Below are 12385 nucleotides of genomic sequence, written 5' to 3' on the forward strand. Positions count from 1 at the left end.
TTTTCGCGCTGAACCCGTTCTCTTCGACGCGGACCTGAGGTCGGGCGGGCACGGCTGCGTGCCTGTCGGGTCTGCCGTCGGACCCCGCATCGGATCCGGCGTCAGTTCCGGCAGAAGGGTTGCCACCCGCAGAGTATGCTGCAGCCGCGCCTGCACCGGCCTGGTCCATCACCCGAGGCAGGGTCGAGGTGTCGCTGGGTACGGCCGCGCTGGTCGCACGCGTCGGTCCACCGCCGTTCACAGCGGAGCTGCCAGCATCCCCGGCAGTCCCGCCGTTGTCGACCGTGCTGAGCAGGTCGAATGTCTCGGCTGCGGGGCCGGCCTTGATTCCGGTCTTCAGGGACACGCTCACCCATCCGTCGTCGACGGTGAAGGTGCCCGGGGCATCGGTCCAGGTCGATTCGGCGTCGAGCCAGTGCAGTCCGACAACGCTGAGCCAGCCGAACGGTTTCGCAAGGGCTGAGTTCCGTGAGTCGCGCCAGGTGTTCCACTCCGTCACGAACTGGTTCACGTCGAACACTCCTTGCCGTCGCTGGTGCGGTCGCAGGGTCGCTGCCCCCGCCTGATTCTCGGACCCGGTGGCAACCCGGCGTCTGAGACCTGATCTTCTTCACCTCCAAACTACCGCAAACGATAGGCTGGGGAAATGAATGAATCCCTCCCGAGACCGGATGTGGCCGCGACGACAGCGGCCGACCTCGGCGACTTCGTCAGCGCATCTCCCAGCTCCTACCACGCGGTGGACACGGCAGCGAAACGCCTGGAAAAGGCCGGCTTCTCCCGCCTCGACGAGTCCGTTCCGTGGTCGCTGACGCCCGGAACCGGGCATTACGTCATCCGCGACGGCGCGCTCATCGCGTGGATGAATCCCACCGTCACCGAGGCGGCTGACCGGTTCCGTGTGTTCGGTTCCCACACCGATTCCCCGGCGTTCAAACTCAAACCCGGCGGCGAGTTCACCGCCGAAGGCACCCGGCAGGTCGGGGTGGAGATCTACGGCGGGCCGCTGCTGAATTCGTGGCTCGATCGTGAGCTCGCCTTCGCGGGTCGACTCAGCCTCACCGACGGCAGCATCGTGCTCGCCCGCACCGGGCCGATCGCCCGCATCCCGCAGCTCGCGATCCACCTCGACCGGCAGGTCAATGAGGGTCTTGCCCTGGACAAGCAGCGTCACACCGCTCCCGTCATCGGCCTGGCCGACCTCGCCGAGGCGGACATCATCGAACTGCTCGCAGAGTCCGCCGGAGTCGATGCCGAGACCGTCGTCGGCCACGATGTCTACACCATCCCCACTCAGGAACCGGCCGTCTTCGGTGCTGCGGACGAGTTCTTCGCCTCGCCGAGGCTGGACAACCTCCTGTCCGTCCACGCCGGCGTCACCGCGCTCACCCAGCTCGATGCCGACGGGATCGACGGCATCCCTCTGTTCGCGGCCTTCGACCACGAGGAGATCGGATCGAATTCGCGCTCGGGCGCGTGCGGCCCGTTCCTCGCCGACGTCACCGAACGCATCGTCGCCTCCTTGCTGCCGCAGTCGACGCGCAGCGATTATCTCGCGTCGATGGCTACCTCGGTGTGTGTCTCCTCCGATGCCGGGCATGCTGCCCATCCGAACTATCCGGAACGGCACGACCCGCATGTCCGCCCCCGCCTGGGAGGCGGTCCCCTGCTCAAGCTCAACGCTCAGCAGCGCTACGCCACAGATGCGGTGGGCACCGCCGTGTGGTCACAAGCGTGCGCGGCCGCCGGGGTCGAGTACCAGGATTTCGTGTCGAACAATGCGATGCCCTGCGGGTCGACTATCGGACCGCTGACCGCAACCCGACTGGGCATGACGACCGTCGATGTGGGCCCGGCCCTGTACTCGATGCACTCGGCGCGCGAAATGGTCGCGGTCTCCGATGTCGTCGCCCTCGGCGCAGCCGCGAAGGCGTTCCTCCAGGGCAGCTGACAGCGCGACCCAGTTGCCGCGCCATTCGCAGCGTCCTTCCTTCCCTGACGTCGTTCAAGGCGTGGCGCGTCTATCGAACGGCGCACGGATCGACTGACGCGCTACGCAGTGAACGAGCATTGCGGAGGCGATGTAGGTTGACGGTATGAGCGAACTCCAGCGTGCCTTCGACGCGCACCTGCACATCATCGATCCGAGCCATCCGCTGATCGAGAACAACGGGTATCTGCCCGATCCGTTCACGGTCACTGATTATCGCGCGCGGCTGCAGCGCCTGTCCGATGTGGGAGTCGAGATCGTCGGAGGCGCCGTCGTGTCCGGTTCGTTCCAGGGTTTCGACCAGGGGTACCTCATCGAGTTCCTGCGCCAGAGGACCTCGCCGCACGCATCGCCTCACTGCCGGCGGTGAGCATCGATCACCTGGGCATGCACGAGGACGGACTGTCCACCCTGCTGCGCCTCGTCGAGGCCGGGGTGAAGGTCAAGGCCACCGGTTTCGGTCGTGTGGAACTCGATCACGCCGAGGCGGTCCGTCGCATCGTCGACACCGACCCGACCGCTCTGATGGTGGGGACGGATCTGCCGTCGACGCGCGCACGTCGCCCCTTCGCCGATGCTGATTTCACGCTCCTTCGTCAGGTGCTCACCCCCGCCGAGGCGGATGCCGTGTTCTGGTCGAACGCGGCGAGGTTCTACGGCCTCGAACCGTCATCCGCTGAGTAGACGTTCATCTCCGCCCAGTAGCATGAGTGAGATGAGTTCACGTCAATCGAATCTCGCCTCCACTCTGCATAACCTCGACGGTCGCAGCTACGGCAATCTCAAGCAGATCCGCGGCCGCTACACCTTCGGACCGGTCACCGTGGTCATCGACCGGGTCCAAGCTGACCCGTTCGCGTCCCCGTCGAAAGTTCGGGTCCGCGTCGACCGTGCCGATGCGAAGGTTCCGCTTGAGCTCACCACCGAGCGCGTCGACCGCATCGCTGCGGCCGACTACCTGCTCCGTGCTGGCAATGAGGTGCTCGCGAACATCAATCAGCGCGCACTGATCCTCGGCCGCCCCGGACAAGAGGTCCTCGAACGGACGAACATCCTCATCGACGACGCCGGGTTCGAGGCACGACTGCTCGTCAATCTGCCAGCGCGCGGCCGCCGCATCCTCGGCCACCAGGCCGCCGACATCCTCACCCGTGATCTGCCGGAATTCGCCGAACGGCTCTTCCTCTTCGACCGCTGGTCGGACGCCCCAGCAGGCAGAGGAGGCGACACCCACGCCCCATCAGCCAAGGGGCTCGCCGACCACGTCCAACTGCACCGGGATCAGCTGGAACTGCGCAGCCACCTCGGCGAGGCCGGCCTCATCGGGTTCGTCGGAAATGGTGCGATTCTCCCGCGAAAATCCGGGGATTCGGACCTGCCGATGACATCCTCCGATGCGGTTGTCTTCACCTCCCCTCCCGAACTCGAACACACGGTCGATCTCTCCAGCGGCCGCACCGTCACCGGAATGGGCATTCCACGCGGAGTCACCGTCATCGTCGGCGGCGGCTATCACGGCAAGTCGACGATTCTGCGCGCGCTCGAACGCGGCGTCTACCCGCATATCGCCGGCGACGGGCGCGAATGGGTCATCAGCGACCCGACTGCCACCTCCATTCGGGCCGAGGACGGTCGCGCCGTCACCGGCGACGACATCTCGGCGTTCATCAACAACCTACCCTCGGGCTCTGACACGAGATTCTTCTCCACGACGAACGCCAGCGGGTCGACCTCGCAGGCGGCGAATCTCGTCGAAGCGATCGAGGCGGGCTCGAGCACCCTGCTCATCGACGAGGACACTTCGGCGACGAACTTCATGATCCGCGACGAACGCATGCGTGCGCTCATTCCCGCCGAGCGGGAACCGATCACCCCGTTCGTCGACCGCGTGCGCCCGCTGCTGACCAAACAGGGCGTGTCCACGGTGCTCGTCGCCGGTGGATCGAGTGCGTTCTTCGAAGTCGCCGACCACGTCATCGCGCTCGACGCCTACGTGCCGAAGGAAGTCACGGACCAGGCGCATGACCTCGTCGGCGTCACCGCAGCCGACCTCGAAACGGCTCCAACCGCCAGCGCCCCGGACACCGGTTCAGATTCCCCCGCCGCCCCCGCTTTCGCCGCCGCAGCGCGAGTGCCGACGCCTAAGGCACTGCGTCCTGCCTCGAAGACGAAGTCGGCCCGGGCAAAGGGATCCGACCGGATCCAATTCGGCCGCGACTTCATCGACCTCATCGCCATCGCTCAGCTCGTCGACGCTCAACAGGCGGCCGGAGTCGCCGAAGCCCTCGAATACCTGACCGAGATCTTCGACGGACGCACCTCCCTGACCCAGGCGCTGGCCGAGGTCGAGGACATGCTCGACGCCGAAGGCCTCGACGGAATCACGGGCCACCGCGACCATCCGGGCCACCTGACCCGGCCGCGAGGGCAGGAGATCGCCGCCGCGCTCAACCGCTACCGGGGCCTGAGCCTCGAACGCTGAGCCGAACCTCGAACGCTGAGAAGGGCCTCGAAACTTGACCCGATTCTCAATCGTTGAACTGAACCTCGCCCCTATCCGTTCAGCAGCCCAACAAGCTCGGCGGCCGTGCCGACTGGCAGTGAGCACGAGGTCCCCCGGCACACGATCGCCGTCCCCGCGGGGACGTCGACCTCCCGACCGTCCGGTCCGGGCACTCCGGTCGAGGCGGTGAGCAGAGTGACCGTTGGATGCGTGGCCGCGATGGTCCGCAGGGTCTCGTCGACGGTGGCGACCCGCACGGGCGACAGTGCCCGCTCGGCCTGCCACAGCGCATGGCCGCACCCGCGCGGCGCCTCACCGGCCAGTGCCCGATAGACCCCGAGCAGCCGATCCCTCACCTCCAACAGCCGTCCCGTATCCAGCACGGCTCCTTCAACCGGGGACGCGCCCTCACCGGATGGCTCCCATCCACCGAATTCCGGCCCACCAGACGTCGCACCCTCGACACCGATTTCGGCGAGCAACAGCAGCGCCTCGGCAGCCGCCGATCGTCCCGACGGCACGGTGTTGTCGACGGGGTCCGCCGACTTCACGTCGATGATCCCGTCGCCGAGCGAATCGACCGCCTCGAGGACCCCGTCCCCGCGTTCGGAGGTGAAGAGGGCGAGCATCGTCGCCGCGAGGTCGACCAGGTCCCCCACCCTCACCGAGGAGGCCCCGCCCGACAGCTGTCGGACCGTGATTCCAGCGGTGATCGTCTGCGCCCAGTCTGCAAGCCCGCCCCGCCCGGGGCCGGCGACTCTGCCGGTGAAGCTGCGCCGCACATCGAGCGAGGCCGAGCCGACCTGCTCCATCGAGCCGACCTGCTCCATCGATCCGGTGCTCGCTCCTGCCCGCTTGATTCGTTCGTCCATCGCCGTCCAGAACCGCACGGCTGTTTCTGCCCATCGCGTCGACTCGGCACCGTCGACAGACTCAGCTCCCGCACCGGAGTACAGGGCCGCCTCGGCGAGGGCGGTGACGGCCAGGGAATTCCATTCGGTGATGATCTTCTCATCACGGGCCGGCTGGGACCGGCGAGCGCGCAGCTGCTCGAGCACCTCGCGCTGACGTCTCGTCGCCTCGATATCCCACGGCGCGGGGTGGTCCGCGTCGAAGGGCACGTCCTCCATGCCGAGCCAATCGATGATGCGCACAGCCGCGACCACCTGGCCGGACAGCTCGCCCCCGGCCGGCGAATCGACGAGCCCGAGCAGACCGGCCTGCCCGGCTTCAGCGAATTCCTCGGGGGTGAAGACATACGTTGCGCCCTCTTCGGAGACTCCCGCCGAGTTGAGCGAATCCGCGTCGAGGGCGGCGATGAACCCGTCATCGGTCGACAGATCGCTGATCAGGAAGTTCGCAGTATCGGCGATTTCCCGTTCGGCCAGGGCGAGCCATTTCGACCTCGGGTCCAGGGCACGTTCGACCTTCGCCCAGGCGACGACAGCACGCAGGTAGAGGGCGTTGTCGTAGAGCATCTTCTCGAAGTGCGGCACGAACCACTGTCGGTCGACGCTGTAGCGGGCGATCCCGCCGCGCACCTGGTCGCGCATGCCGCCGGAAGCGATCCGGGCCAAGGTCGAGCGCACGGCGATGAGGCAGTCGAGGACGAGCTCGCCGGTCAGGTGCCCGTCCGCGCCGAGCCAGCCGAGCCGCCCCTCGGCCCGGACCCGATCCAGAGGGTGTGCGTCGTGCGATGCCGCATTCGCCGAGGCCGCTCCATCGGTTCCCGGGCGCGCCGAAGCACCGTCGTCCGCCCCCTCACCCGCCGAGGCGGTCCCGCCCAAGCGCACGAACGCGGCCAGAAGCTGAAGGACGTTCATCATCGGTGGGAACTTCGGGGCACCGCCGAATCCACCCCAGGCCGGATCGTACGAATCGAGCAGCGCTGCGGCGGCGGAATCGAGCTCATCGGGAGTCAGGGACTCCGCGGCCGCCTCGGCGGGCAGGGCGCTGGTCACGGCATCGGCCATCTCGGCCAATCCGCGGTCCATCCGGACCGTCATCTGGTTGACCTCGTCGCGGCGGTCCGTCCACGTCGCCGATACGGCCGAGAGCACCTGTGTGAACGCGGGCAGATTGCCCCGCGGCGCGGGCGGGAAGTAGGTGCCGGCGTAGAAGGGACTGCCGGCAGGTGTTGCGAAGATCGTCATCGGCCATCCGCCTTGGCCGGTCATCGCCTGCAGCGCGTTCATGTAATAGGCGTCGATGTCCGGAAGTTCTTCCCGGTCGATCTTCACGGGCACGAACCGGTCGTTCATCATCGCCGCGACCGCTTCGTCCTCGAAGGATTCGTGCGCCATGACATGGCACCAGTGGCAGGTGGAGTAGCCGATCGAGATGAGGAGGGGGACGTCACGGCGGGCCGCCTCGGCGAGGGTCTCCTTCGTCCACATCCGCCAGTCCACGGGGTTGTCGGCGTGCGCGCGCAGGTAGGGGCTGGTCGAGTCGGCGAGTTCGTTCGGCATGCCCCCAGCGTCTCACTTCGGACGATTACACGCGAGGCCGACTTCTGAGACCGTATCTTCCGGCCCTCGATCAGCTCTTCCCCCGCATCCGGCATTCTTCTACACTATGTAGAACTCAGTGGAGAGGGAACCGATCCCGGTGCCCGCCGCTGGGAGACAGGAGAACGACAATGAACGCCGAATCACCCTGGACGCTCGACGCCGCGGACTGCTGGGACCTCCTGCGATCCGCCTCCGTCGGTCGCCTGGCCGTCATCGTCGATGGTGCCCCGGAGATCTTCCCGGTGAATTTCACCGTCGAACATTCCGCACTCGTCATCCGCACCGGCGATGGCACGAAGATCGACGCCGTCCGCGGCCATCCCCGCGCCGCCTTCGAGATCGACGGTGTCGAGGATGAGACTGCCTTCAGCGTCGTCGTCAAGGGTGACGCGAAGGAGATCAACGCTCCTGACGAGCTGCGCGACACCGTCTCCCTCGACGTCTCCCCGCTGCAGGCCGGGACGAAGAATCATTTCGTCCGGATCCTCGCCGAGGAGGTCACCGGCAGGAGCTTCCCGGTGACCGATCCCGCAACCTGGAGGTCAGCGCTCAGCGACGCATCACGCGCCCCGCACGAGTGACCCCGTCGACCGGCTCTTCCTCGATCAGAGTGCTTCGACGACCTCGACGAGGCGATCGGGGGCGTTGGTGATGATGCCATCGGCGCCGACGTCGATGGCCCGTTCCATCTCGCCGATGTCGTCGACGGTCCACACCAGACTCGTCATTCCGAGCTGGTGGATGGCGGTGAGGAAGTCCGCGTCGGCGGCACAGAATTCCGGGTTGATCTGGTCGACCCAGTCGGCGAAGTCCTGGAGCTCGTCCGGGCAGGGTCGGCCGAGCACACCGACCGGGATCTCCGGAGCGAGCGCGTGGAATTCGGCGACGAATGCCCAGTTCGCGGACTGGACGACGAGCATGCCGGCGGCCAAAGCCCGCTCGAGGTAATTCGGCACGGCGCGCAGGGCGGACAGGACCGCCTCGGCGATTCCGGGATAGACCTCGGGATGCTTGACCTCGAGCAGCAGGCCGGTGCGGGTGTCGTGGGCGAGGGTGAGCACCTCGGCGAGGCGGGGCACGCGGACACCTGCGAACTCCTCACCCTTCCAGCTTCCGGCATCGAGCGTGGCGATCTGGGCGGCATTCATGCCGGCGATTCTGCGGTCTTCGCGATTCGGGTACAGGGTGCGGGCGTCGGTCGTGCGATCGACGGTGGTGTCGTGCATGATCACGAGCTCGCCGTCGGCACTCATGTGGACGTCGGCTTCGATCATGTCTGCGCCCTGGTCGATGCCGGCGATGAACGCGGGGATCGTGTTCTCCGGCCACTCGGCGGACGCACCTCGGTGTGCGATGACCAGGGGCGGAACCCGAACGCGGGCAGGATCGATCACGGTGTCGGCGATGCCGGTGCTGAGATCTCTGGGCGAGGGATCGGACGTGGGGGTGGCGAGGGTGATGGGCATTTCAGAACTCCTCCACGGAGACTGCGGGTGGCGTTCGGGCACCGGATCCAACTGCTGCTTAGGCGACCGAACGATGAGTACTAGGCCGCCCAGACTAGGCGGCCCGAGCAAGGCCCGGGTGATGCGCGAGTGGACGGGACATGAATCCTGCCGGTGTCGGCACTGGCCGTCGCCTGAGCCGATGCTGACTCGGCTGCGAACCACCGGCATCACTCACAGCAGGGGCCGATGCCACACCGGCAGGGGGTGGGGTGGCAGACTGGGGATAACCCCGGACGGAGTTTTCGCTTTCCGCACCTCCGATCCTCTCCAGCACGATTGCCGAAGGAGGCGCAGTTCAATGGAGATGCTCCAGAGTGCATTCGACAGTGTCAGCACCGTATCGTCATACATACTTGTAGCTGTTCTCATCCCCACTGGTCTGTATTTCACGATCCGCACGGGAGTGGTGCAGATCCGCCTGCTGCCCGAGATGCTCCGCACCTTGACGGAGCCGGGCGGACGGGATTCCGAGGGCAACCGGAACATCTCGCCGTTCCGCGCCTTCTCGATCTCCGCGGCCTCGCGAGTGGGGACGGCGAACATCGCCGGTGTCGCATTGGCGATCTCGCTCGGCGGTCCGGGGGCGATGTTCTGGATGTGGCTGACGGCCATCGTCGGCGGGGCCACGGCCTTCGCCGAGTCCGCCCTCGGCCAGCTGTACAAACTCAAGGACGGCCCGAACTTCCGCGGCGGCCCCGCCTATTACATCAAGCACGGGCTGAACATGAAGTGGCTCGGATTGCTCTTCGCCGTCATCGTCGCCATCACCTACGGCGTCGTGTTCAACTCCGTGCAGTCGAACTCCATCGTCGACGCCGTCGGCGCATCCTTCGGAGTCGAGAATTCGGACGGCGTCTTCGCCGCGGTCGCCGGTGCCATCATCGCCGTCGCCGCATTCGCGATCTTCGCCGGCGGTGCCAAGCGCATCTCGAACATCTCGGCTTATCTGGTGCCGATCATGGCCGGTCTCTACCTCATCGTCGGCATCATCGTCGTGGCGATGAACATCGGTGCCGTTCCGTCGATGATCGCGACGATCTTCGCTGACGCGTTCAGCATGCATTCGCTCGCCGGCGGCACGTTGGGTTCGATCATGCTCATCGGTGTGCAGCGCGGTCTGTTCTCCAACGAGGCCGGTATCGGTTCGGTCCCGAACGCGGCAGCCACCGCATCGGCGTCGCACCCGGCCAAGCAGGGCTTCGTGCAGGCGCTGGGCGTGTACTTCGATACGATCCTCGTCTGCTCGATCACCGCGTTCATCATCCTGCTGTCGAACCCGGAGTACGGCAGCTCTGCCGAGGGCATCCAGCTCACACAGACGGCTCTGAGCGGTCAGCTCGGGCAGTGGGCGATCCACTTCCTCACTTTCGCGATCTTCCTCTTCGCGTTCTCGTCGATCCTCGGCAACTACTACTACGGCGAAGCGAACATCGAGCATCTGACGACGAACCGCGCCGCGTTGCGGGTGTATCAGGTCATCGTCATGGTCTCGGTGTTCATCGGTGCGATCGCGGCGCTCGACCTGGTCTGGACTGCCGCGGACATCTTCATGGCGATCATGGCGCTCATCAACCTCTTCGCTCTGCTGATGCTCTCGCCGCTGGTGTTCTCGCTGCTGAAGAACTATCAGCAGCAGCGTCGAGCCGGCTTCGAACCCGTCTTCCACCGCGGCGATCTGCCCACGTTCAAGCGCATCAACACCGATGTCGACGCCTGGGACGGCACCGACGAGGTGACCACCGCGAAGTTCTGGCAGGACCGCGGGAAGAAGGTTCGCGAAGACGGACAGTGACAGGGTGCTCTCCGACAGCGAGCGACGTTGTCGGTGCACACCGTGCACACGACTGTGGGGCCCGGCACCATCTCGACGGTGCCGGGCCCCACTGTGCTGGTGCGCTCACCTCATCGGGAAATCCGGTGTGCGCGTGAGTCGTCTGCGTGAGTCGTCAGCGGCCGGCAGGAGTGAAGTCCGTGCTGCCGACGAACTCCGGACGCGGTTTCGGCGCTGCGAACGGTTCCACACAGGTGTTCTCCACCGAGTTGTACACGATGAAGATATTCGAGCGCGAGAACGGAGTGACGTTGCCGTTCGACGCATGCATGCAGTTGGAGTCGAACATGATCGCTCCGCCGGCCGCTCCTTCGAGCACGTCGATGCCGTATTCGTCGGCGAAGTCGCTGAGAGTCTGACGATCCGGGGTGCCTGCACCCTGCATGATGAGGGACTTCCGATAGTTGTCCTCGGGAGTGCCTCCCACACAGCTGATGTAGCGCTTGTGCGAGCCGGGCATGATCATCAGCGGGCCGTTGAATGAGTAGTTGTCCGTCAGCGACAGCGAAAGACTCACCGCGCGCGGAGTGGGCATTCCGTCTTCAGCATGCCAGGTCTCGAAGTCCGAATGCCAGGAGAACTCTTTGCCCACGAATCCCGGTTTGTAGTTGATCCGGCTCTGATGAATATAGACATCGGTTCCGAGGATCTGACGTGCACGGTCGACGAGGCGCGGATCGTTCGCGATCTTTCTGAAGATCTCATTGGTGCGATGGATGTCGAATATCGACCGGACCTCGTCGGACTCGGCTTCGACGACGGTACGCTCATCGGCCTTCACCTCCGGGTCACGCGAAAGCCTTTGAAGCTCGTCGGTGAAGAGTGTGAGCTCTTCGCTTGTGATGAGCTGATCGATCGTCAGATAGCCCGTGTCCTCGAAGTGCTTGAGATCAGCCGCCTCGAGGGGGCCGTCTTCGGGAGAGCCGAAGACGATCGGACCCGTGCGCGGGAGAACCTCTGTGGTCTCACCGGAGCGAGTCGGATAGAGATCTGTGGTTGCGGTCGCAGCTGATACTGCTGTCATCATTTCTCCTTCCTTCGCTATGTGCCGTCTGCCGGGCCGGTGGCGTAACTGCTCATCGGCCCCGCAGATCGGGTTGTGCGGCCACCGTAACAGGAAGACATCGTCCCCGGTACCCCGGTCAGAACCAGGACAGAGAGACCGGCACCCTCGGTGCGATCCAACAGAGATGAATCGCCTCCAAAGGTGCCGGTCATTCTTTGGACGGTCAGCGTTTGACCGACTTCGAGGTCGCTCCGGTTGCCCAGCTGACCTGGCTGAAGGTGACACGGTAGTACTTCTTGCTCTTCGACTTCACCTTGTAGGTGGCCTTGCCCTTCTTCGCGGAGACCGTCTTCAGCGTCTTCCATTTGCTGCCGGACTTGACCTGGAACTTCACCTTCGGGCTGTACTTGATCTTCCCGTAGCGCTCCGGGTGGTAGACCTTCGACGACGAGGTCAGCGTGACCGTGCTGCCGCTGCGCTTTGCAGAAAGCGAAGCGTAGGACTTGCCGCGGACGTAGAAAGAGCCCTTGGTGTAGTCGGCACGCTCGACTTCGCCGTAGCTGTTATAGCTTGAGCCACCGTAGTAATAGGCCCTGACTTCTGAAGGTCCGAGGGTGTACTTACCCAGGCCATCTGACGATGGGCAGATCATGATCCGGTCCTTCTTGGAGCCGCTGTAGTCCGAGAACCACGCCGTATCGGCCCAGCCGTGACGACCCCGGATATCAGTGTCAACGTCCCAGTCATCAATCCTGGACTTCTTATGCTTCATGTAGACGTTTGTATATTTGCAGTTCCAGTCGGACACAACGACGCTGTCTCCCCAGAGCTTTGTAACGTCGAATGATGAACTCGCCGCCTCGGCGGAGACGGCGGGACCGACGGCGAGAGCAAGAGCAGCAAGGGACGCCACAAGGGCGCGCTTGAGGAACTTCATGGAGGCTCCAACTGAAGATGGGATGGAAGAGGATGCCTGAGTCGGAGTCAACGAATGTGTAATCGGCAACGAGAAGTCACGAACTTGAAAGTTGTATGGC

At 65.1% G+C, this 12385-nt stretch carries 10 protein-coding genes and 1 pseudogene; 6 read left to right on the forward strand and 5 right to left on the reverse strand.

Annotated elements, in window-relative coordinates:
• Positions 1 to 511 (reverse strand): annotated as a pseudogene (locus tag ACTIIH_RS09550) (hypothetical protein); the annotation flags it as partial.
• 135 nt (positions 512 to 646) lie between these two features.
• Here ACTIIH_RS09550 and ACTIIH_RS09555 point away from each other — a divergent pair.
• From ACTIIH_RS09555 to ACTIIH_RS09570, 4 genes are all read left to right on the forward strand, one after another.
• Positions 647 to 1951 (forward strand): M18 family aminopeptidase, encoded by a 1305-nt coding sequence (locus ACTIIH_RS09555; RefSeq protein WP_441451572.1) that lies wholly within the window; start codon positions 647 to 649, stop codon positions 1949 to 1951.
• Between the two features lie 145 nt (positions 1952 to 2096).
• Positions 2097 to 2360, forward strand: a complete 264-nt coding sequence (locus ACTIIH_RS09560; RefSeq protein WP_441090662.1) for a hypothetical protein — start codon at positions 2097 to 2099, stop codon at positions 2358 to 2360.
• A complete protein-coding gene (locus tag ACTIIH_RS09565) occupies positions 2357 to 2674 on the forward strand; it encodes an amidohydrolase family protein (protein ID WP_441090661.1) in 318 nt (105 codons plus the stop codon). The genes ACTIIH_RS09560 and ACTIIH_RS09565 overlap by 4 nt, the downstream gene beginning before the upstream one ends.
• Positions 2675 to 2705: 31 nt before the next feature.
• Positions 2706 to 4472, forward strand: a complete 1767-nt coding sequence (locus ACTIIH_RS09570) for an ABC-ATPase domain-containing protein (protein WP_441451573.1) — start codon at positions 2706 to 2708, stop codon at positions 4470 to 4472.
• Positions 4473 to 4543: 71 nt separating this feature from the next.
• On the opposite strand, the gene ACTIIH_RS09575 is transcribed toward ACTIIH_RS09570, so the two are convergent.
• Positions 4544 to 6961 carry a thioredoxin domain-containing protein gene (locus ACTIIH_RS09575; RefSeq protein WP_441451574.1) on the reverse strand — a complete coding sequence of 806 codons (2418 nt, stop codon included), beginning with the start codon at positions 6959 to 6961 and terminating at the stop codon, positions 4544 to 4546.
• Between the two features lie 170 nt (positions 6962 to 7131).
• On the opposite strand from ACTIIH_RS09575, the gene ACTIIH_RS09580 reads away from it, so the two are divergent.
• Positions 7132 to 7584: a pyridoxamine 5'-phosphate oxidase family protein gene (locus tag ACTIIH_RS09580; protein WP_441451575.1), complete on the forward strand. Its 453-nt coding sequence runs from the start codon at positions 7132 to 7134 to the stop codon at positions 7582 to 7584.
• A gap of 24 nt (positions 7585 to 7608) precedes the next feature.
• Here the strand turns inward: ACTIIH_RS09580 and ACTIIH_RS09585 are convergent, their stop codons facing one another.
• Positions 7609 to 8469 carry a glycerophosphodiester phosphodiesterase gene (locus ACTIIH_RS09585; protein ID WP_441451576.1) on the reverse strand — a complete coding sequence of 287 codons (861 nt, stop codon included), beginning with the start codon at positions 8467 to 8469 and terminating at the stop codon, positions 7609 to 7611.
• Positions 8470 to 8809: 340 nt separating this feature from the next.
• Here ACTIIH_RS09585 and ACTIIH_RS09590 point away from each other — a divergent pair, with 340 nt between their 5' ends.
• Positions 8810 to 10303 (forward strand): alanine/glycine:cation symporter family protein, encoded by a 1494-nt coding sequence (locus ACTIIH_RS09590; RefSeq protein ID WP_101554810.1) that lies wholly within the window; start codon positions 8810 to 8812, stop codon positions 10301 to 10303.
• 154 nt (positions 10304 to 10457) lie between these two features.
• On the opposite strand, the gene thpD is transcribed toward ACTIIH_RS09590, so the two are convergent.
• Both thpD and ACTIIH_RS09600 read right to left on the reverse strand, forming a co-directional pair.
• Complete coding sequence (gene thpD, locus ACTIIH_RS09595; protein ID WP_101554834.1) at positions 10458 to 11366, reverse strand: ectoine hydroxylase; 909 nt, start codon at positions 11364 to 11366, stop codon at positions 10458 to 10460.
• 205 nt (positions 11367 to 11571) lie between these two features.
• Positions 11572 to 12285: a hypothetical protein gene (locus ACTIIH_RS09600; RefSeq protein WP_441451577.1), complete on the reverse strand. Its 714-nt coding sequence runs from the start codon at positions 12283 to 12285 to the stop codon at positions 11572 to 11574.
• Positions 12286 to 12385: the final 100 nt, after the last annotated feature.

Origin of the sequence: Brevibacterium sp., assembly GCF_052105255.1 — a bacterium.
Lineage (GTDB): Bacteria > Actinomycetota > Actinomycetes > Actinomycetales > Brevibacteriaceae > Brevibacterium > Brevibacterium linens_B.

Coding starts and splice junctions, on each gene's coding strand:
- ACTIIH_RS09555 (WP_441451572.1), top strand. CDS start 647: ATGAATGAATCCCTCCCGAGACCGGATGTGGCCGCGACGACAGCGGCC.
- ACTIIH_RS09560 (WP_441090662.1), top strand. CDS start 2,097: ATGAGCGAACTCCAGCGTGCCTTCGACGCGCACCTGCACATCATCGAT.
- ACTIIH_RS09570 (WP_441451573.1), top strand. CDS start 2,706: ATGAGTTCACGTCAATCGAATCTCGCCTCCACTCTGCATAACCTCGAC.
- ACTIIH_RS09575 (WP_441451574.1), bottom strand. CDS start 6,961: ATGCCGAACGAACTCGCCGACTCGACCAGCCCCTACCTGCGCGCGCAC.
- ACTIIH_RS09580 (WP_441451575.1), top strand. CDS start 7,132: ATGAACGCCGAATCACCCTGGACGCTCGACGCCGCGGACTGCTGGGAC.
- ACTIIH_RS09585 (WP_441451576.1), bottom strand. CDS start 8,469: ATGCCCATCACCCTCGCCACCCCCACGTCCGATCCCTCGCCCAGAGAT.
- ACTIIH_RS09590 (WP_101554810.1), top strand. CDS start 8,810: ATGGAGATGCTCCAGAGTGCATTCGACAGTGTCAGCACCGTATCGTCA.
- thpD (WP_101554834.1), bottom strand. CDS start 11,366: ATGACAGCAGTATCAGCTGCGACCGCAACCACAGATCTCTATCCGACT.
- ACTIIH_RS09600 (WP_441451577.1), bottom strand. CDS start 12,285: ATGAAGTTCCTCAAGCGCGCCCTTGTGGCGTCCCTTGCTGCTCTTGCT.